The 20843-nt window shown below is 65.1% G+C and carries 16 protein-coding genes; 8 read left to right on the plus strand and 8 right to left on the minus strand.

Annotated features, from left to right (window positions below; genetic code table 11):
* The first annotated feature begins 6 nt into the window (after positions 1-6).
* The 6 genes from PFX98_RS20920 (at position 7) to PFX98_RS20945 (ending at position 7569) form a co-directional block, all read left to right on the plus strand.
* Complete coding sequence (locus PFX98_RS20920; protein WP_285232415.1) at positions 7-1446, plus strand: lipopolysaccharide biosynthesis protein; 1440 nt, start codon at positions 7-9, stop codon at positions 1444-1446.
* A gap of 54 nt (positions 1447-1500) precedes the next feature.
* Complete coding sequence (locus tag PFX98_RS20925) at positions 1501-2469, plus strand: GNAT family N-acetyltransferase (protein WP_285232416.1); 969 nt, start codon at positions 1501-1503, stop codon at positions 2467-2469.
* Positions 2470-2491: 22 nt separating this feature from the next.
* A complete protein-coding gene (locus PFX98_RS20930) occupies positions 2492-3529 on the plus strand; it encodes an acyltransferase family protein (protein ID WP_285232417.1) in 1038 nt (345 codons plus the stop codon).
* Positions 3530-3539: 10 nt separating this feature from the next.
* Positions 3540-4475, plus strand: coding sequence for a sialate O-acetylesterase (locus tag PFX98_RS20935; protein WP_285232418.1), 936 nt, complete (start codon positions 3540-3542; stop codon positions 4473-4475).
* 102 nt (positions 4476-4577) lie between these two features.
* Positions 4578-6263, plus strand: coding sequence for an asparagine synthetase B family protein (locus tag PFX98_RS20940; RefSeq protein ID WP_285232419.1), 1686 nt, complete (start codon positions 4578-4580; stop codon positions 6261-6263).
* Positions 6264-6273: 10 nt separating this feature from the next.
* Entirely contained in the window at positions 6274-7569 is a 1296-nt protein-coding gene (locus PFX98_RS20945; RefSeq protein ID WP_285232420.1) for a putative O-glycosylation ligase, exosortase A system-associated, read from the plus strand.
* 18 nt (positions 7570-7587) lie between these two features.
* On the opposite strand, the gene PFX98_RS20950 is transcribed toward PFX98_RS20945, so the two are convergent.
* From PFX98_RS20950 to PFX98_RS20965, 4 genes are read right to left on the minus strand one after another with little or no spacing between them, the layout of a single operon-like run.
* Positions 7588-8547, minus strand: a complete 960-nt coding sequence (locus PFX98_RS20950; protein ID WP_285232421.1) for a polysaccharide deacetylase family protein — start codon at positions 8545-8547, stop codon at positions 7588-7590.
* 33 nt (positions 8548-8580) lie between these two features.
* Positions 8581-9951, minus strand: coding sequence for a phenylacetate--CoA ligase family protein (locus PFX98_RS20955; RefSeq protein ID WP_285232422.1), 1371 nt, complete (start codon positions 9949-9951; stop codon positions 8581-8583).
* Positions 9948-11087, minus strand: a complete 1140-nt coding sequence (locus PFX98_RS20960; protein ID WP_285232423.1) for a glycosyltransferase family 4 protein — start codon at positions 11085-11087, stop codon at positions 9948-9950. Before PFX98_RS20960 ends, PFX98_RS20955 begins: the two co-directional genes overlap by 4 nt.
* Positions 11084-12400 (minus strand): nucleotide sugar dehydrogenase, encoded by a 1317-nt coding sequence (locus PFX98_RS20965; RefSeq protein WP_285232424.1) that lies wholly within the window; start codon positions 12398-12400, stop codon positions 11084-11086. Before PFX98_RS20965 ends, PFX98_RS20960 begins: the two co-directional genes overlap by 4 nt.
* A 227-nt stretch (positions 12401-12627) precedes the next feature.
* Here PFX98_RS20965 and PFX98_RS20970 point away from each other — a divergent pair, with 227 nt between their 5' ends.
* Complete coding sequence (locus tag PFX98_RS20970; protein ID WP_285232425.1) at positions 12628-13425, plus strand: SGNH/GDSL hydrolase family protein; 798 nt, start codon at positions 12628-12630, stop codon at positions 13423-13425.
* Positions 13422-14516 (plus strand): acyltransferase family protein, encoded by a 1095-nt coding sequence (locus PFX98_RS20975; protein WP_285232426.1) that lies wholly within the window; start codon positions 13422-13424, stop codon positions 14514-14516. Before PFX98_RS20970 ends, PFX98_RS20975 begins: the two co-directional genes overlap by 4 nt.
* 12 nt (positions 14517-14528) lie before the next feature.
* On the opposite strand, the gene PFX98_RS20980 is transcribed toward PFX98_RS20975, so the two are convergent.
* The 4 genes from PFX98_RS20980 to PFX98_RS20995 are packed head-to-tail and all read right to left on the minus strand — an operon-like array spanning position 14529 to position 20835.
* A complete protein-coding gene (locus PFX98_RS20980; RefSeq protein ID WP_285232427.1) occupies positions 14529-15743 on the minus strand; it encodes a TIGR03087 family PEP-CTERM/XrtA system glycosyltransferase in 1215 nt (404 codons plus the stop codon).
* Positions 15740-17665, minus strand: a complete 1926-nt coding sequence (asnB, locus tag PFX98_RS20985) for an asparagine synthase (glutamine-hydrolyzing) (RefSeq protein ID WP_285232428.1) — start codon at positions 17663-17665, stop codon at positions 15740-15742. Before asnB ends, PFX98_RS20980 begins: the two co-directional genes overlap by 4 nt.
* A gap of 12 nt (positions 17666-17677) precedes the next feature.
* Positions 17678-18892 (minus strand): TIGR04063 family PEP-CTERM/XrtA system glycosyltransferase, encoded by a 1215-nt coding sequence (locus PFX98_RS20990; protein WP_285235661.1) that lies wholly within the window; start codon positions 18890-18892, stop codon positions 17678-17680.
* 2 nt (positions 18893-18894) lie between these two features.
* Positions 18895-20835: an XrtA/PEP-CTERM system amidotransferase gene (locus PFX98_RS20995; protein ID WP_285232429.1), complete on the minus strand. Its 1941-nt coding sequence runs from the start codon at positions 20833-20835 to the stop codon at positions 18895-18897.
* Between the last annotated feature and the right edge of the window lie 8 nt (positions 20836-20843).

A 20843-nucleotide genomic window follows, 5' to 3' on the forward strand; every position in this document is an offset into this window, starting at 1 on the left:
CAGTCAATGGGCAATCTCAACAAGTCACTGGCCTATTCGGTTGCGGACAGCTACGTCAGCCTTGCACTCCAGATTGCAAGCACGGTCGTCATCGCACGCATACTCACGCCCAGCGAGATCGGCATCTTTGCCGTCGCAGCCGTCTTCACCTCGCTGGCGGGCGCCCTGAGGAACTTCGGCATCACCGAATTTCTCATTCAGGAAAAGGAACTGAGCAAGGACACGATCCGGGTAGCGCTCGGCGTCAATATCCTCATTTCCTGGACCTTGGGGATCATCATCTTCGCGTCGGCGGGCTTTGTGGCGGACTTCTACAAGTCCCACCACGTCGCCGCTGTGATGCGCGTGCAGGCCCTCAGCTTCTTTTTGATCCCCTTCGGCGCCATTGGCATGGCCTATTTCCGTCGGGAACTCAACCTAAAACCCGTCTTCATTGCCAGCATACTGGCCAATATTGCGAGCTTCGGCGCCTCGGTGGGCCTGGCCATGACCGGCCACGGGCCCATGAGTCTCGCTTGGTCAGGTTTTGTCGGGGTGCTGGTGACCGTGATTGTTTCGCTGGCCTACCGGCCCAAGGACTTTCCGCGCCTGCCGAGCCTGAAGGGCGCCATGCGTGCTTTCCATTTCGGCAAGCATGCCAGCGGCATTTACCTCTTCGGCCAATTAGGGGCAGGCGCGCCGGAAATGGTCATCGGGCGGGCGCACAGCATCGAGTCGGTGGCTTATTTCAGCCGAGCCAACGGCCTGATAGAGCTGTTCAACAAGCTCGTGCTCAACGCCATCTGGCCTGTGATCCTGCCTTACTTTTCCAAGAGTGAGCATCAGCACAACAGCCTGCTGCCTACGTACACCAAATGCGTCAACTACCTGACGATCGTGAGTTGGCCGCTGCTGGCAACCTTGTTGATCAATTCAGAGGCGGCCATCGAGATCATCTACGGCCACCAATGGAGTTCGTCCGCGCCGCTCTCCAAGATTCTGTGCCTGTCCGCCATCGTGTCGGTCACCTACCATTTGGCGATGGAATCGTTTGTGGCCAAGGGCGTGGTTGCGACCAGCAACTACCTGCAAATGGCATCGCAGGGCCTGAAGATATTGGGCTTGCTCGCTGCCATACCGTTTGGCTTGGAAGGTGCTTGCTGGGGCCTGCTGTCCGCCAATATCGCGGGGGCATTTCTCACCCATCGCCTGTTGAACAAACATATCGGCTTCACCTTCGCGCACCTATTGGCGGCCTGCACCACGAGCGGCGCATTGACGCTCATCGTATTTGCGACCGCTCTGCTGCCGCATCTGGCGGCAAACACGCTTGAGCTGGGCAGGAACGCTACCTCACTGATCAGCACGGCACTCGCAGCGACAGTTTGGCTCGCCTACCTCGTCAAGACAAAGCACAACATACTGAATATGGCGATCAGCACGCTTCAACGACGTCGGGGCAAGTGAGGCATTTGCCCCCCTGCTTACCCGCATCATGTCCCACACAGAGCAGCCTCGTTCATGACCGCAGCCCCGATCACGTCCTTCGATCTCATTGCAAGCCCCGCTGATCTGGACAGCATCTGCTCCGACATCACGGCACATTCGTCCATTCAAGCCCGCGCCATCATCGACGGCGCGGAACAGCTGTTTCTGCGGGCCAAGGGCAGCGCCGACACAGCGATCGCGACGATAACGCGCGGCGGGCTGCGTTCGACCATGATCCTGAGCGCAAAGGATCGGCTGTGGCCGCCAAGCGATGCGCTGCATGCCTTGTGCGACAGGCTGGGGGTGACCGAACTCACAATCGAGTCAGTCAAAGGGCTCGCCAGCGGCGACGCTGCCGATCCGCCCCCTGCTCAGGCCACGACCAGCTACATCAATGAGCGCCTGTACTTCGTCAACCTGCAGCAAGCACCGCAGGACAGCGCCTATTCCAGCAACACTCGGCGCAACATCGCGAAGGCGAAGCGGGCAGGTGTCAGCGTTGAATCGCGGAATGACCCCGCTTCGCTTCAAGCACATTTCGCGCTGACCGACTCGTCAGTGGCTCGCCGCGAGAGCCGTGGCGAAAGTGTTGCACTGAGAGGCTCGCGTGAACGAAGTGCGCGCTTTTTGGCCAATATGCAGGCCACCTTGTTCCAGGCTCAGCTTGGCGACCAGACCTTGTCGTCGAACCTGGTCTTTTTTCAGGGCAAGAATGCTTACTACTATGACGGTGGATCGTCGCCGGAAGGCATGAGTCTTGGTGCGTCGCACCTCTTGATGAACGCCATCATCAACAAGCTCCACGCAGACGGCTACCGAAACCTCAACCTCGGCATCGCCCGGGCGGGCAACGACGGGCTCATCAGATTCAAGGAAGGGTTCGCTGCCGAACTGCGCTTCATCGACCGAGCCACCTACGACAGGGATCGACTCGGACTGCGCGCTGCCAACCTGCTGCGTCGCTTGCGCAGAGAAGCCGCACGGCGCCTGATGCCGGCCTGACGTGAACGCCGCCCTGACAAACATGAGCACGCAAACCCCGCCCAACGCGCCCCGCTTGGCCGAGATCGATGCGCTGCGCGGCGTCGCCGCCATGATGGTGATGCTGTTTCACTACACGACGCGTTTTCGCCAGCTCTACCCAGGCGACACCGAGGCCAGTGTTTCGCTGCCATGGGGCCACCTCGGCGTGAACCTGTTTTTCATCATCAGCGGCTTTGTGATCTTCATGACGCTGGATCGCACGCGCCGCCCGCTGGACTTCGTCGTCTCACGCTTCAGTCGGCTCTATCCGGTTTACTGGGTGGCCGTGGGCCTGACCTTTGTGGTCGTGACCCTGGTGGGCCTGCCTGGCAAGGAAGTCAGCCCGCTGCATGCCGTACTCAATCTGCTGATGTTCCATGCGCTGGGCCGCATTCCCCACGTGGACTCGGTGTATTGGACGCTCGAGGTGGAACTACTTTTCTACTTGGGCATGTTCCTGCTCTACCGTGCAGGCCGGCTGGCGCAGGTACACCAGGCCATCTGGCTCATGCTGGGCCTGCGCCTGGCCTATTACCTTGCACTCGAACTCTGGGGCGTGGATCTGCCCTGGATACTGTTCCGTGTCACCATCTTGGCCTATCTGCCATGGTTCGCCCTCGGCATCTGTGCGTTTCAGCTGGCGCGCGCCACCGGGTTGCGATCGAGCCGCCTACCACTCGGCAGTGCCGCCGCAGCCATTGCCACGCTGTGCATCGTGGACACGCCGTTCAAGGGCGTGCTGGCGTTTCTGCTGGCTGCCATCGTCTGGCTCGCCGCCACCGGCCATTTGCCCTTGCTGCGCCTTCGCCCGCTAGTCTGGCTGGGCGCGATCTCGTATCCGCTGTATCTTGTTCACGAGAATATCGGTTGGGCACTGCAACGGGTGTTGCTGGCGCATGGTGTGGCCTATGACCTGACCGTCTTGGCGGCAGTGACTCTGAGCCTGCTGTTGGCGCATTTGCTGCATCGAAGCATCGAGCTACCCGCCATGACGGCCATCCGTCAGTGGTATGCACACCGCCACACACAACCCAGTTGAGGCAGATGCCATGAAGACGCCAGACAAAGCTTCCGCGACAAAGCCTGCGCATGCGCGGTTGATCTCCGCCTTGCTGCTGCTGGCGCTGCTGCTGTTGGGGCTGGACCTGGGTCGAGACCTGTGGCGGCAGCGCCAACAAGATCTCGCCCTTGCCTCGCGCCTGCCCCCTTCTGCCGATGACTGGCAATTGCGCAAGGCCTGCCCACCTCTCGAGGCGGCGCCGTTGCGCTTGCTGGTGCTGGGGCAATCGAATGCAGGTAGCCATGGCGAGCCAACGGACCCCGGCCGCGCCGGCACCATTCGACTCATGACATCGCGGGGCTGCATGCTAGCCCAAGATCCCCTGCCCGGGACCACGGGCAAGGGCGGCAGTATCTGGACCGCCCTGCCAGCTGCGCTGCAAGCGCGCGGGCTGGCTCGCCCAGTGGAATTCTCGGCCTTGGCGGTGGACGCCACCCGGGTTGCCGACTGGACCCGCAACGGCAGTCCCTTGCGGGAGCGCCTGCGCGAGCACTTGCAGATGCTGCAGCAGTTGCAGTGGCAACCAGACCTGTTGCTGTGGCAGCAGGGAGAGGCCGATGCGGCGGCAGGCACCAGCGCCGAAGATTACCGAGATGGCCTGCGCCGGCTCGCAGACAGCTTGCGCGCAGCCGGTATCAATGCGCCGATCCTGCTTGCGCAGTCCAGCCGCTGCGGGCAGAGCCTAGCCGAATACACCCGACAAGCCAGGCTGAGCCTGATCGCCGAGGATGAACGCTTTCTGCCCGGCCCCGACACCGACAGCCTTGGCCCCGATTTGCGCGACGGGCCATGCCACTTCAACGCCCGCGGACTGAACGAGGCAGCCACGGCCTGGGCAGGTGCCGTCATGGCGCCAGTGGCGGGCAGCAGCGGCCAGGCGTTCAGCAACACCAGGCCGCGGCCGGCCTCGGCCGCGGCGCGCTGAGCGCAGCGGTGGCTTGGCCTCAAGCAGCGACACGGAAACAGCAACCACAAGCGCTGGACGTGGTGAAATCCGCCCCGCCCACGCCTCAGACCTGACGCCCCAATGCACGACCTGACCCCACGCCCAGCTCTCTTTCTCGGCCAGCCACGCTTCGACACCGCGGATATGCGCCGCTTGGCGGCCGAGCGTGGGCCAGCAAGTGCCTGGATGCACTTGCTGCAACAAGCCCCTCAGCAGGCGTTGGCACGCGTCGGCGGCGATTTCGCCCTTGCCACGGACCTGCCCTCGGGCGAGAGCGTAATGGCCGTGGATCGCTTCGCCATTCACACCCTGTGCTACCGCGTCGTCAACGGGCAGTTGCGCTGGGCGATGGATGCCAAGCAATTGGCCGACGCCGATACGCCGCTGGATCCGCAGGCGATCTTCGACTATCTCTACTTCCACTGCATTCCGTCGCCCCGCACCATCTACCGCGGCATCTATCGCGTCCCGCCGGGCCATCTGGCCATCTTCAGGCAAGGCCAGCTGACGCTGCAGCCCTATTGGCGTGCCGCTTTCGAAGAGCGCGCACCGACGTCACTGGCGGTCCACAAAGCTCAGTTCATGGAGCTCCTCAGCGAGGCGGTGCGCCAACAGCTCGATGGTTCCCAGGCCGCCTGCTTTCTCAGCGGTGGCACCGACAGTTCCTCGGTCGCAGGCATGCTGGCGCGCCACGCCGGCAAGGACACGCTGGCCTACTCCATCGGCTTCGATGCGGAAGGCTATGACGAGATGGCCTACGCAAAGCTCGCCGCACAGCATTTCGGCGTACAGCACCGCGCCTATTACGTCACGCCGGCTGATCTGGTCGAGGGCATCCCGGAGATGGCGCGGCATCTGGATCAGCCCTTCGGCAACTCCTCCGTGCTGCCCGCTTACTACTGCGCCAAGCTGGCCAAGGCCGAGGGCGTGAGCAAGTTGCTAGCCGGCGATGGCGGCGACGAACTCTATGGCGGCAATGCACGTTACGCCACCCAGCGCCTGTTCGGCTTCTACGGACGCGTGCCCGGCGCCATGCGCCGGTGGCTCATCGAACCGATGGTGGGCAACGCGGTGCTGGCTCAGGTTCCGCTGATACGCAAGGGCGGAAGCTATGTGCGTCAGGCCAAGCAGCCCATGCCCGACCGCCTGCAGAACTACAACCTGATCATGCGCGTCGGCCCCGAGCAAGTGCTGACGCCGGGCCTGCTGCAGCAACTCGACACCAGCCTACCGCTCGCACATCAGCGCCAAGCCTGGGAGAGCGCGCAAGCGCCGTGCAGCGAGTTGAACCGCGAGCTGGCCTTCGACTGGCGTTATACCCTCGGCGAAAGCGACCTGCCCAAGGTGCGGGCCGCCACTGCACTCGCAGGGCTGAACGTCGGCTTCCCCATGCTTGATCAGGCCTTGTTGGATTTCTCGCTACACCTTCCGAGTGACTACAAGCTGCGCGGCAACAAGCTGCGGTGGTTCTTCAAGGAGGCTCTCAAGGATTTCCTTCCCCACGAAATCATCTCCAAGCGCAAACAGGGTTTTGGCCTGCCCTTTGGCGTCTGGACCACGCGTGATCCCGCGCTTCAAAAGCTCGCCCGACGTTCGCTGGAAGCGCTGGTACAGCGCGGTCTGGTGCGTGGCGACTATGTGCATACCCTGCTGGATGAGCAGTTGCCGGCCTACCCTGGCTACTACGGCGAAATGGTCTGGATTCTGATGATGTTGGAGCAGTGGCTCGAGCATCACATGGCCGATTTCCACTTGCCGCAAAGCTGAAGCCAAGGTTATGAGAGACGTCATCGTCACTTTGCTGATTCTTGGGCTGCTGCCCTTTGCCATCAGGCGGCCTTGGGTAGGCACCGTCATCTGGGTCTGGCTGGCCATGATGATCCCTTACCGGCTGGCCTACGGATTTGCGCGCGACTTGCCGTTCGCCCAGCTTGCCGCGATCTGCACGCTGCTCGGCATCCTTTTCACGCAGCCCAAGATGCGCTGGCCCAAGAGCAGCATCCTGACGGCCTATCTGCTCTTCATCTTCTGGATGTGCGTCACCAGCATCTTCGCGCTGCACAACACCGAGGTCGTGCTGGCTCAGTTGGTGACGGTGCTGAAGATCCATCTGATGGTGTTCCTCGCCATCGCACTGATACAGGAGCGCAAGCAGTTGGAGGCCCTGGTCTGGACCATCGTGGCCTCCTTGGGCTTCTATGGCGTGAAGGGCGGGATCTTCACAGTCCTGACGGGTGGAGGCGGGCGCGTGTGGGGCCCCAACGGCGGCATCATCGAGGGCAACAACGAACTGGGCGTGGCGCTGGTCATCACGCTACCCCTGCTGTACTACCTGTATCAGATCAGCGCCCGGCGTTGGCTCAAGCGCATGCTTCTTGCTGCGGGGCTGCTGACCCTTTTGTGCGTGCTGGGCACGCAGTCTCGTGGCGCGCTGCTGTCGGTCACGGCGATGGCCGTCATGCTGGGACTCAAGGGCCGCCGGCCGGTACTCAGCAGCGTCGCCATTGTCACCGTGCTGGCGTTGGCCATCATGTTCATGCCCGACACCTGGTCCAAGCGCATGAACACGATCCAGACCTACGATGTCGATACCTCCGCCATGTCGCGCATCTATACCTGGAAAACGCTCTGGAACCTGGCATTGGATCGGCCTCTGGTGGGCGCCGGTTTTCGCACCGACAATCCACTCGTCTTCAGTATCTACGGGCCGCAGATGACGGTCGCAGGTTATGACTTCCAGGGCGGCACCGTGTTGGTGGCGCATAGCATTTATTTCCAGGCCCTGGGCGAGCATGGATTCGTCGGGTTGGGGCTGTTCCTCGGCCTTGGCATCGCAACCTGGCGGCGTGCCGGCGCCCTGGCCAAGCAAAGCGCCGTGCAGCCAGGCCTGGGCGAATGGGTGCCCCTGCTGATGCGTGCCGTGCAAACCAGCCTACTGGGCTACGCCGTTGGCGGCGCATTCCTGACCCTGGTGCACTTTGACCTTGCCTACTACTTGTGCGCCATCGTGGTCATCACGGAAGGCATTGTCCAACAGGCTCGAGCACAGCCCGCCAGGCCAGCCCCGGCCTAGGGCCGTGGCCGACCAAGCTCAGTGCCTGAGCAGGTTCTCCACCAGTCTTGCGCGATAGCGCAGCCGGCTCTGGTCCCAGGGCGTGAAACGCGGCAGTTCGAACATCGAGTCGCCCTGCCGCGCCGCGCCCCAGGCGGTGCTGACGGCGGCATCGAATCCAAGCGATTTCACCACCTCGACGCTCTGCGCACTGTAGTCCTGACCCGGCTTGCCATTGGGATAGGCAAACAGACGCACCGGCTCGCGCAGCAAGTCTTCCAGATAGCGCTTGCTGTCGCCGATCTCCCGCCGAGCACTGGCCTCGTCGAGCGTGGCCAGGATCGGATGAGAAACGGTGTGCGCACCGATCTGCATGCCGGCCGAGCGCAATTGGCGTACGCCGGCGTCTGCCATCATCAGCGGCCGCGGCTGGCTGTCGCCGCACAGGACCTCGATGCGTGCAACCGCCCCCAGGCGAGCTTCGATGGGGCGGTACTTCACCGCAGCAATCAGTGCCTCGATGGCCTGACGGCGGCTTTCCGCGCCCGAAAGCTCGAAGCGCAGTTCCGCGCGCTGGGCGTCGAGCTCGCTGGCGTCCAGCGTGCCCGTGGGCGCCGCACGCACCGCCTCAATGATGCGGTCATTCCACATCCGGCCGTTTCCGAGAAAACCGGTGGCGATGAAGAACGTGGCCGAGAGGCCGTGCTTCTGCAGGATGGGCAGAGCCACCGAACAGTTGTCTTCGTAGCCATCATCGAAGGTGAGCACACAGGCGCGCGCCGGCAGCGCGCCGCGCTGCAGCCGCTCGGCGGCTTCGTCCAGCGGCAGCACCTGGGCCCAGCCCTGCAACCAGCTGCAGATGGCGGAGAAACGCTCGGCATCCACTTCGCCCGGAAAGATCGGATCGCGTTGCGGCAGCACGCGGTGAAAGGTCAGTATGGTCAGCCGCCCGCGCGGGCCTGAGGGCGACAACAGGCTATACGCTGCTTTCAACAACACCTTGGCATTCCTCTCGCGTCTGGCGACCTGCCGCTACGCTTGCGCGTCAGCGGCAAAGGCCTTCACATGGCTGATCACATAGCGGAACTTGCCCGACGCTTCGGCCGGGATGTCATCCACCAGTTGCACGTCGACCTCGACCTGCGCGCCCAGGCGGCGCTGGAAATCATGCACGATGCGCTGAACATGCGTTGGCTCGAAGCCTGCGCCGCACATCACCTTCACCTGCGTCTTGTCCAGGCTCAGCTGCTCGATGCGAAACTTCTCCACCCCTGGCAGATCGCGCACGGTGTAGATCAGGGCCAGGCCATGCATCACCGTGCCATCGTGGGCCACCACGAAGTCGGTGCTGCGGCCATGCACCTCCTGCAGCACCGGTAGCGAACGGCCACAGCCGCAGGGGCGCTGCCCCAGCACACCCATATCGCCGGTGCGGTAGCGGATGAAGGGGAAGTCGCGCGTCGCCATGTGGGTGACGACGATCTCGCCAATCTCGCCCGGCGCGACCGGCCTGCCATCGGGCGACAGCGTCTCGACGATGATGTCCTCGGCACTGATATGCAGGCTCCCAGCCGGGCATTGGTGCGCGATGAAGCCGGCGTCGCGGGCGCCATAGCCGTTGGCCACCGGACAGGCGAAGGCCTCGGAGATCTGCACGCGCTGCTCGTCGTAGAGGCGCTCGGAGGTCACGAAAGCCACCTTGATGCCCAGATCGCGCATATCGATGCGCTTGCGGCGCGCATGCGCCGCGATGGCCGACAGGCTGGATGGATAACCGAACAGCATGGCCGGCCGTAAGGCCCGCAGCTGCGCCACAAAGCTGTCCAGATTGCGCTCGGACATCTCGAAGGCCGGCAGCAGATGGCTGCGCATCAGCCCGTCGCGAAGGCGGCGCACGCGGTCCTGCGCGCCCAGCTCGATGGGGCTGCCCCAGACCACCGCCTCGCGGTCACCGATGTCCACCCCCCACCAGCGCGTGGCGCGCCACTTGGCCGCCACGTCGTGGCTCTTGCGCGCCTTGCCCATGAAGAAGATCAGCGGCTCGCCCGACGAACCGCCGGTGTTGTAGCGGCTCAGCGGGCCATGGTCGTCGGCCACCAGCTCTTTCTGGTGAGCGCGGATCAGAGGCTTGTCCAGGCGCGGCAGGCGCTGCAAATCGGCCAGGCTGGTCAGCTCGGCAGGCCGCAACCCCAGGCTCGCAAACAGCTCGCGGTAGTAAGGCACATGGGCGCCCACGTCCTGCAGGAAACTGCGCAACCGGGCCAGCTGCAGTGCCTGCAGCGCCTCTGTGCCGAGCCACTGGCTGCGCTCCAGCTGGCGCCGGCGCGCCACGCTGTCGTGGCCCTTGAGGCGCTCGTGCAGCGGAAACAGCAGCTCGGCGCAAAGGCCGGTGTAGAGGCTCATGCGGCACTCCCTGCGGGGCTCACACCCCGCGCCAGACATTCATAGGCACCCAGCCAGAGCGGCCGCACGGCCGCCCAGTCATAGCGGGCCGCCTCCTGCAGGCCGGCGCCGCGCAGTTGCCGGGCCAGCGCGGTATCGCTGAGCACACTGAGGGCCGCCGCCGCCATGGCCGCGGCGTCGCCGATCGGCACCAGCAGGCCGCTACGGCCATGCTCCACCAAATCGGGAATGCCACCGGCGGCGGTGCTGACGACCGGCACGCCGCTGGCAAAGGCCTCCAGGATGGAGATGGGCATGTTGTCCACCGTGCTGGCATTGAGCACGCAATCAGCACGCTGGTAGAGGGCCGGCATGTCGGCGTTCGCGATCCGGCCGGCAAACTCCACCGCCTGCGCCAGCCCGAGCTCGGCGCTCAGAGCCTGCAGGCGCGCCAGCTCGGGCCCCTCGCCGGCCACGATCAAACGGGCCTGCGCAAAATGCCGGCGCAGCGCCGCAAAGGCGCGGATCGCGGTGGCGTTGTCGTAGATGGGCTCAAGATTGCGCGCCACCAGCAGCACCGGCGCAGCGCCGAACTCGCGCGGCATGCGCGGCTGAAAGCGCGACAGATCGATGATGTTGGGAATGACGTCCGCGCTCAGGCCATGCTTGGCGAACACCCGCTGCAGAAATCCCGAGGGCGTGACGCGCAGGTCGGCGCGTGCAAGCAGGCGCCGCACATGCGCGGGACCCTCGCTCAGGAACTCATCGGCCAGACCGCCCCGGTAGTTGATGATCAGCGGCACGCGCGCCGCCAGCGCCAGCTGCGCCACCGGCAGCACGAACAGATGCCAGGCCCAGCCGCTGTTGGCCATGATGTGCACCACCCGCGCGCCCCTGAGCGCACGCCGGGCGGCGAGCAGGTAGCCAAACAGTCGGACGGCCGCACGCAACATCGGGATGCGCCCAACCCAGGCCGGCTGATAGGGCGGATTGGTGCGCAGATGGCGCACCTCCAGGCCTTCGGCACGCAGCAGGCGCAGCAGTTGTTCACACTGGTTGGCCATGCCGCCAGCGGGCGGCGGCAAGGGCCCCACCAGCAGCACATGGCCCGTGCCGCGGCCTGCGTTGATCGCCTGGCCCGACATCGGCACGCTCACCAGCAAAGACCTTGCACCTGGGCCTTGAACTCGCTCTTGTTGGGCAGCATCACCAGGTCCAGCACATGCTGGTCGGGGCGTGCCAGCGCGGCCACCTGGGCGGCGATGTCGGCCCCGGCCAGCCCCATTACCAGCACCTCGGCACCCGCCACCACCTCGGCGAGTTCGCCCTTGAGCATCTCGCCGATATGCGGCAGGTGCTTTTGCACAAAGCTGCGGTTCGCGCCCAGCAGGCTGGCCAGATGCACCTCGGGATCGTAGATCGAGAGCTGCATGCCCTTGCCGATGAGCTGCTCGGCCAGGGTCACCAACGGGCTTTCACGCAAGTCATCGGTGCCAGTCTTGAAGGACAGCCCAACGAAGCCAATCTTGCGCTTGCCCAGGGCCAGCAATTTGTCCAACGCCATGTCTAGGTGCTGGCGGTTCGACGGCAGGATGCCGGCAAGCATGGGCAGTTCCAGGTCATGCGTCTTGGCCAGGTAGGTAGTGGCGCGCAGATCCTTGGGCAGGCAGGAGCCGCCAAACGCGAAGCCCGGCTTCAGATAGGCCTTGGAGATGTTCAGCTGGGTGTCCTGGCACACCAGGTCCATCACCTCGAAGGCATCGACGCCCAAGGCTCCGCACAGGCGCGCGGTCTCGTTGGCAAAGGTGATCTTGAGCGCGTGGAAGTTGTTGCAGCAGTACTTCATCATCTCAGCGGCACGCACCGAGGTCTTGAGGAACTTGCAGGGCAGATGGCCGAACAGCGCCTGCAGGCGCTCGGCCGCATACGCGTGATTGGCACCGACGATGGTGAACGGCGGCTTGTCGTAGTCGCGGATAGACGACCCCTCGCGCAGGAACTCGGGCTGGAAACAGAGGTAGAAATCCTTGCCGTCCTGCTTGCCCGAATGCTGCTCGATGATGGGTCGCAACACGTCTTCCACCGTGCCGGGCACCAGGGTGGAGCGGAACACCACCACATGGGGCTCGCTCTTGAGCTTGAGCGCCGCGCCGATCTCGGCGGCCAGGCGCAGCACCGCGCCCTGGTCCTGGCTGCCATTGGCGGCCGAAGGCGTGCCCACGCAGATCAGCGAGATCTCGCTGCCCAGCACCGCCTGCTTGGCGTCGGTGGTGACGCTCACCAGCCCGCTGGTGGCCACGCGCTCCATCAACTCGACCATGCCCTCTTCCACCACGGGCGTCTTGCCGGCCTTGATCAGGTCCAACTTGGCCTGTTCGATATCCACGCCGATGACCTCATGGCCATCGCGCGACAAACATGCCAGGGACACCGCCCCCACATAGCCCAAGCCAAAAATACTGATCTTCATTCGGTACCTGTTCTTTGTCTATTGCCTGTCCATGCAGTGGCCAGCGGCGCAGCCGGAGTTGCCTTGCGGCATGGCGGCGGCGCCCGGCTCGGCCTGCCGAGCGGAGCTGCCACTGTAGCCGATGCGCATGGGGCAACCGCGCGAAGTTTTGATCGCTTTTGTCCTATGTAAACGCTGCAAAGCGGCAACACGCAACACTTCCACGGCGCCTGGCGCAAGCCCCGTCCATGCATACGAACGATACTTCCCAGGCTTCTGCACAATTGGGCTGTTCCTGGGGCATGTATGGCATCTGGCAGGCTTGGATGGTGACTCGAACATGGGCGAGAGACTGCGGTCTGGTATTGGCGGGCGCGGCCATCGCGGGTGCCATGCAATGGGCGATCGGGCCAAGCGAACGAGATCATGGGCCATCGTGCTTGGCACAGGCCGTGGGCCAACTCGAGCGGCTTGAGCGCAACAGCGCACCGGCAAGCGTGGTGTTCTTGGGCAGCAGCACCTTTGCGGGCATGGATGTCCGGCGGGTGCTGCCTCAGGCCTTGAATCTGTCCGCAGGAGGAGGCACGCTGGCAGAGTTCAGCCGGCGCTTGTTTGCGGCGCATGTGTTGTCGGACGCCAAGGCCCTCGTGATCAACTTGGGGTTCAACGACGTGCTCAAGGACTGCAAGGCATTGACCGAAGCGGATTGGTCGACGGGACTCGCAGCCCTGCCCTCCACGCCGAGCCTGCTGCTCGTGGGCTTGCAGGGTGTAGGGCCGGTCGCGCAGGAGCACCATTGCCAGGGCAGACTCAACCACTTGCTGGCGCAGAGCAACCTCGCGCTCGAGGCGGCGTGCAGGCAGCGAGCGCGCTGCAGCTTCACGCCCAACCCGGTTGAGGCCTCATCCCCCGCGCGCCGTGGTCCTCTCCAGGCCGAGGATGAGATTCACCTGTCCCCAGCCGGGTACGAGCTGCTGCACCAGCGCATCAGATCCGGCCTGCAAACGCTGGGGATCCCCGCGCCAGCCGCGAGCGACCGCCTATGACGGCAGCCCGCAGAGATCACGGCCTGGACGCTGCACGCGGCATTCTGATGATGCTGGGCATCTTGCTGCACACTGCCAACATCTACCGACCGGGCTCGACCTGGCTGCTCGCGGACGCCAGCGCCAACGCCTACTTTTTCACCTGGCTGGCCAGGGCCATCCACGTCTTCCGGATGCCGGCGTTCTTCTGGATTTCCGGCTATTTCACCGCCATGACATTGCTGCGCAGGGGACCGGCCGCCCTGCTGCTGGCGCGCGCGACACGGCTGCTGGTGCCGCTGATCGTGGTGGCCTCCACCCTGAATGTCGCGCAGGATCTGCTGCTAGCAAGCTACAAGGGCCAGCCACTCGCCTGGGCCGACGTGCGACTGCAGGCCCACCACCTGTGGTTCCTGATCGACCTGGCAGCGTTCACGCTCCTGCTTTGCGCGCTGGCCCCGGCGCTGCGCGCTCTGCAGCTCCGCGCTGGTGATGCAGCGGGCCGCGGCGGTCTCAGCACACTAGCCATCGCGTTGGCCGCCTGCGCACTGTTCGGGTACGCGCTCGAGTTGTGCGTGCGGCTCAGCGGGCTCGCCTATCAGCCCGTTCTCGGGCTGTTCACGCTGTTCGAATTGGCAAACTACTTCCCCTATTTTCTGGTGGGCGCGTACATGCACGGCCGCCGCGATCTGCTGCAGCGACTCGCCTCGGTCTCGCCGCTGTGGCTGCCGCTCGGCATTGCCATCGCGATGCTGGCGGCGCACTGGACCCGCAGCGCCCCTGGCTCATTGGCCGAACCGGCCCGCCTGCTCCAACTGTTCGGCATCTGGCTGAGCGTGGCATCCGCGCTGGGCGGGTTCTACCGTTTCTTTGATCGCAGCACGGCATTCACACGCCTTGTGAGCGACTCGGCCTACTCGGTCTACCTCTTGCACCACATCCTGGTCATCGCCCTGGGCATGCTGCTGATGGGCCTGCCTTGGTGGCCGTGGGCGAAGTTCCTGGTCGTGAGCGTGGCAACCACGGCAGCCGGCCTCGCAGCTCACCTGCTGCTGATACGCCGCTCACGCGTACTGAGCTTTCTGCTGAACGGCAAGCCACCCGCCGCGTGAAGCGGCGGCGACTCAGGCGGTCGCGCCCCGACCCGCGAGCAGCCTGTCGATGATGCCGTCCAGCCGCTCCATCGAGCGCGGCCAGGCGTGGTGGCTCAGCATGCGTGCCCTGCCCGCTTCGGCAAGGCGCTGCCGCTCGGCTGGGTCACCGCAGATGCGCAAGACCGCGGCGGCGCAGTCCTGCGCCGTATCCGCCACCAGCAGATGCGCACCCGCTTCGGCGTCCACCCCCCCGGCTGCGACCGAGCTGGTCACCACCGGCACGCCCATGGCCATGGCCTCCAGGATTTTGTTCTGCGTGCCGCGCGCAATCGCCAGCGGCGCCACCATCAGCGCCGACTTGCGCACATAGGGCTGCACCTGCGGCACCGATCCCGTGACCGTCACGCCGTCGATGTCACCGAGCTTGCGCATCGCCGGCGAAGGATCGGCGCCGACGATGGTGAGCTTCATCTGCGGGCGCTGCGCCTTGATAAGGGGCCAGGTCTCGGCGCAGAAGCGCGCCATGCACTCCTGGTTGGGGTAGTAGTCCATGCGCCCGATGAAGCTGATCGTGTCGGGATCGTAGACCGTGCCCTCTCCATCAACATTCGGGCTGAAGGCCTCGGCGTCGACGCCATTGGGGAACCAGTCGCTGGCGGCCCCGGTGCCGTAGGAGTTCAAGGTCTCCCACTCGGCGCGCGTGGTGGCGCTACAGAGATCGAACTTGCGCGCCAGCAGCTTCTCGGCACGCAACATCTTGTGGCCTTCCAGCGTATAGCCCAGCGAGAGCGGAAAGGGCTTGTAGTTCGCATACTCCAGCCATTTCTGCGAGTCCATGTCGCCGAAGTCGAGAATCTTGGGGATGCCCTTGACGTCCTCCACATACTGCGCCACCGATGAGCAGTGCACGAAGATCAGATCCCACTGCTGCGCGGCGAGCAGCCGATCCACCCGGCGCTGCAGATCGCGCGAGTAGAAGAAGCCCATCGACGAGGGCGTGAGCAGCGGCAACCGCGCCACCATGCGCAGTGCCTGCACCGGGTTGTGCACGCGTGCCAGCTCGAAGGCCTTGCAGTGCTTCTCCAGCCCCTGGCCTTCGGCGGTTTCGGCATCCGAGCGGCTCAGCGAGCACACCGTCACCTGATGGCCCTGGGCCGTCAGGTGACGGATCATGTTGAAGGGCCGAATCTTGCCGCCGCGCTTGGGCGGAAACGGGAAGCGGTGACAGAGGTAGAGGATGTTCATGCGGCCAGATAGCTCTTCAGTTCATGCGCCACATCGGCGGCCGTGCGACCGTCCAGGTAGATGCGGCTCCAGATTTCCAGATTCATCAGCGCCAGCAGGGCGTCGGTGCCGTCGATGCGGTTGGCCTCGTGGTCGGCGATCAGGCCGCTGACTACCGTCGGCACGAACAGGCCGCGCGCACCCACCACCTCGGGGCTGAGCAGGCGGCGCAGCAGCGGCGCCAGCTCCTTCTTCAGCCAGGCGCCCATGGGGGTACCGAAGCCGCGCTTCTTGCGATGCAGGATGTCCTGCGGCAGCAGATCGGACAACGCACTCTTCATCACGTGCTTGAGCACCCCGCCCTTGACCTTGATGGCGGCCGGCATGGACGCCGCCAGCTCCAGCAGTTCATGGTCCAGCAGCGGCACGCGGCATTCCAGCGAGACCGCCATGCTCATCTTGTCGGTGAGCATCAACAGGTCGTCCGGCAGCTGGGTCTGCATGTCCACCGCCAACATGCGGTTGAGCTCGTCCTCGTGCCCGGCCTGTGCGAAGGCGGCGGAGAGCGGATCGTAGGCGGCACCGGGCTTGAGCAACAGGCGCGCGATCAGGTCCTGGCTCAGCACCTGCAGATAGCTCTGGTAGCGTGCGTCGGCATCCATCTCGGCCGAGGCGAGAAAGCCCTTGGCCAGGCGCAGGGTGTTGAGCAGGCCGGAGTGCCGATCGGCCGGCAGCTTGCGCGCGGCACCGGCCAGCAGGCCGCGCAGCCAGCCCGGCAGCACTTGCAGCTTGCGCGCGTAATGCCCGCCCAGATAGCGACGGTAGCCGCCGAATAGCTCGTCGCCGCCCACGCCCGAGAGAATCACCTTGACATCCTGGCGGGCGAACTGCGAGACCAGATAGGTGGTGATGAAGGCGGTGTCGGCTACCGGCTCGTCCATATGCCAGAGCAGCTGAGGCAGCAGGTCCACCACGTCGGGTTTGACCACGATCTCGCGATGCCGCGTGCCAAAGAGCTGGGCCACCTGGCGCGCATAGGGCAGCTCGTTGTAGAGCGCCTCGGCCTCGCCACCCTCGAAACCGATCGCATAGGTGCGTATCGGCTCGCTGGTCTGGCGCGCCATATAGGCCACCACCGCGCTGGAGTCCACGCCACCGGAGAGGAAGGCGCCAATGGGCACATCGCTGACCATCTGCATGCGCACCGAGCGCTCCAGGCCGGCACGCACCTGCGCGATCCAGTCGGCCTCGCTGCGGCCGGTATGCATCTGCGGCGAAAGCTGCCAGTAGCACCACTGCTTGACCTGACCGCGCTCCACGCTCAGCAGTGTGGCCGGCGGCAGCTTGCGTATGCCCTTGAACATGCTGGCCGGCGCGGCCACATAGCCGAGCTGCAGATAGCTGGGCAGCACCGCGGTGTCCAGCTCGGCGCGCACGCCCGGCAGTGCCAGCAAGGCTTTGGCCTCGGTGGCGAAGGCCAGCTGCTGCGCGTCCTGCAGCACATAGAGCGGCTTCACGCCGATGCGGTCGCGGCCGATCAGCAGGCGCTCGCGACGTGCGTCCCAAAGCGCGAAGTCGAACATGCCGTTGAGGCGGTGCACAAAGGCATCGCCCTCGGCATCGTAGAGGTGCAGCAGCACCTCGCTGTCGGAGCCGGTCTTGAACTGATAGCCCTTGGCTTGCAGTTCGCTGCGCAGCTCGCGGTAGTTGTAGATCTCGCCGTTGCAGACCAGCCAGAGGCTGTCGTCGTGGTTGGACAGCGGCTGATGGCCGCCGGCCAGGTCGATGATGGACAGGCGCCGCATCGCGATGCCGCAGGCGCCATGGATATGCTGGCCCTCATCGTCCGGCCCGCGATGCTGGGTGACATTGCCCATTGCGGTGAGCCAGGCCGGCTCGACCGGACGGCCGTCAAATCGATAGAGTCCGTGGATTCCACACACCTTGGTCGGGCCTCAGCTCAGAACGGGTTGAACATCGTGGCCACGTGCGGCCAGGGCGCGCCGGTAGACCTCGCGGTAGCGCGCCACACTGGAGGCCCAGGTGCGCTCCTTCTCGACGAAATGGCGCGCCTGCTGGCGGATGCGCGGCCATTGCTCGCGCTGCGCCAGCACCTTCTCCAGCGCCTGCTCGAGCGCGGACACATCGCCGGCGCGGAACAGAAAACCGGTCTCGCCATCGCGTATCAGCTCGCGATGGCCGCCGACATCGGAGGCCACGAACATGCGGCCCTGGGCCATCGCCTCCAGCGGCTTCAGCGGCGTGACCAGCTCGGTCAGGCGTATCGGCAGACGCGGATAGGCGAGCACATCGATGAGCTCGTAATAGCGCTGCACCTCGGCATGCGGCACGCGGCCGGTGAAGATCACCAGCTCCTGCAAGCCCAGGCGCTGCACCTGGGCCCGCAAGGCCTCTTCCTGCGGCCCGCCGCCCACCAGCAGCACGCGCAACTTGGCGTGGCGGGCATGCATGCCTGCCACCGCGTCGAGCAGCAGATGCAGCCCTTCATAGCCGTAGAAGGAGCCGGCAAAACCGAGCACGGTGGCGCCGTCCAGCCCCAGCCGACTGCGCAGGGCCGCATCGGGCTCGACGCCGAACTGGAACAGCTGCGCATCCACCGCATTCGGAATCACCGTGATGCGCTCGGCGGACACGCCACGCACCGCGATGTCACCGCGCAGCCCCTCGCAAATGGTGGTGACCTGGTCGGCCCGCTTGAGCGCAAAGCTCTCCAGCGCGCGCGAGACCTGGTAGCGCAGGCTGCCCTCTTTGGTGCTGCCATGGTCCACCGCCGCGTCCTCCCAGGAGGCGCGCATCTCGTAGACCACCGGGATGTTCAGGCCGCGCCGCACCCACAGCGCCGGCAGCGCATTCAGTACCGGCGAATGGGCATGGACCAGATCGGGCTGCTCGCGTTCGCAGACCTCGCGCAGGCGCTGCGCGGTGAGCCGCATCTGCTGAATCAGCCCGACGCCTGCCGGGCTGGGCGTGCGCAGAAAACGCAGACCGCTGGCCTCTTCTTCCAACTGCTCGCCCGCACCCTGCTTGGGCGTGGTGAGGTGCAAGGTCTGCCAACCCAGCGCATGCTGCTCGCGCAGGATGGCCAGGGTTCGGAAACTGTAGCCGCTGTGCAGGGGCAGCGAATGGTCCAGCAGGTGCAGTATCTTCAGGCTCATGCGTGGGCCACCGCGCTTTCCAGCGGCTGGAGTTGGGCCTGGCCGCCATCCACCACATTGCGCAGGAAGGCCTCGAACATCAGCAGGGTCCACAGCGGCGCGCTGTAGTCGCGCGTGCCGGCCTGATGTGCGTCCACCAGATGTTGCAGGTAGGCGGGATTGAACCAGCCGGTGGCAGCCAGCCGCGGGCCCAACACGGCCTCACGCACGCGCTGCTTCAGCGGGCCACGGAACCAGCGCGCCAGCGGCACGGCAAAACCCATCTTCGGGCGGTACAGAACCGCGTCGGGCAGCTTGGGCTCCATGGCTTTCTTGAGCAGGAACTTGCCCTCCTGGCCGCGCACCTTGAGGTCCGAGGGCAGACGCGCCAGCCACTCGATCAGCTCATGGTCCATCAGCGGCTCGCGCACCTCGAGCGAATGCGCCATGCTGGCCCGGTCCACCTTGGTGTTGATATCGCCGACCAGATAGGTCTTCATGTCCAGGTACTGGATCAGCGCCAGCGGATCCTCGGTATCGGCGTTGGCGGCATGGCGATCAAACACGTCCTGCGCCGTGTAGCCGCCCAGGCTGGCCTTGAACTGCGCACTGAACAGTTCCGCGCGCATGGGCTCGCGCAGGATGGAGACCGAATGGCAGTAGGCCTGCACCGAGGTGCGCGCCATGCCCTCGAAGGTGGTCTTGGCGCGAAACACGCGCGGCGCCCAATCCGCCTTGGGATAGACGCGACCCAGCAGCCCAAACACCGGGCGGCGCAGCGCCGCCGGCAAGGCCCCGCGCATGCGCTCCTCCATCAGGTGCATGCGGTAGCGGCGATAGCCGCCGAAGGATTCGTCGCCGCCATCGCCCGAAAGCGCCACCGTCACATGCTTGCGTGCCAGCTGGCAGACGCGGTAAGTCGGGATGGCCGAGCTGTCGGCATAGGGCTCGTCGTACAGGCGCGCCAGCGTGTCGATGAGGTCGAAGTCATCGCTGACCACGGTCTCCACCGAGTGGTGGGTCCGGTAGCGATCGGCCACCAGCTGAGCAAACTCGGACTCGTTGAAGGCCGGATCGTCAAAGGCGATCGAACAGGTGTTGACGGGTTCCTCCGACAGGCCCGCCATGGTGGCCACCACCGCGCTGGAATCCACGCCGCCCGAGAGGAAGGCGCCCAGCGGCACTTCCGAAATCATGCGCAGCCGTACCGACTCCTCCAGCTTGGCGCGCAGCTCGTCGCAGGCGTCTTCCACGCTGATCTGGCGATCCAGGGTGAAGCGCACATCCCAGTAGCGCTGTGGCGCCGGGATTGGTTGCCCCCGCCGTATGCACAGGCTGTGGCCAGGTTCGAGCTTGCGCGCCTGCTTGAAGATGCAGCGCGGCTCGGCCACATAGCCGAAGGCGAAGTACTCTTCCACGGCCAGCGGATCGATCTCACGCTTCATGCCCCCATGGGCCAGCAGGGACTTCAGCTCGGAGCCGAACAGCAGCGTACCGTCGTCCAGCAGCGCGTAATGCATGGGCTTGACGGCCAGGCGATCACGCGCCATGAAGAAGGTCTGCTGATTGCGGTCCCAGAGCGCGAACGCAAACATGCCACGGAAGCGCTTCACGCAGTCGGGGCCCCATGCCTCCCAGGCATGCACGATCACCTCGGTGTCGCTACGCGTGTGGAATACATGACCCAGGGCCTGCAACTCGGGAATGAGGCTCTGAAAGTTGTAGATCTCGCCGTTGAAGACCACCACCACGGTGCCGTCTTCGTTGAAGAGCGGCTGCTGGCCGGTGGCCACGTCGATGATGGACAGGCGCCGGTGACCGAAGCCCACGCCGGGCTCGATGTGCACGCTGCCCTCGTCCGGGCCGCGATGGTGCTGCGACTCGTTCATGCGCTGCAGCTGCCGGGGATCGATGGCCCGCGCCGATTGGGTATCAAAGATGCCAGTGATTCCGCACATGATGTTCT

The organism is Paucibacter sediminis, from assembly GCF_030254645.1.
Lineage (GTDB): Bacteria > Pseudomonadota > Gammaproteobacteria > Burkholderiales > Burkholderiaceae_C > Paucibacter_B > Paucibacter_B sediminis.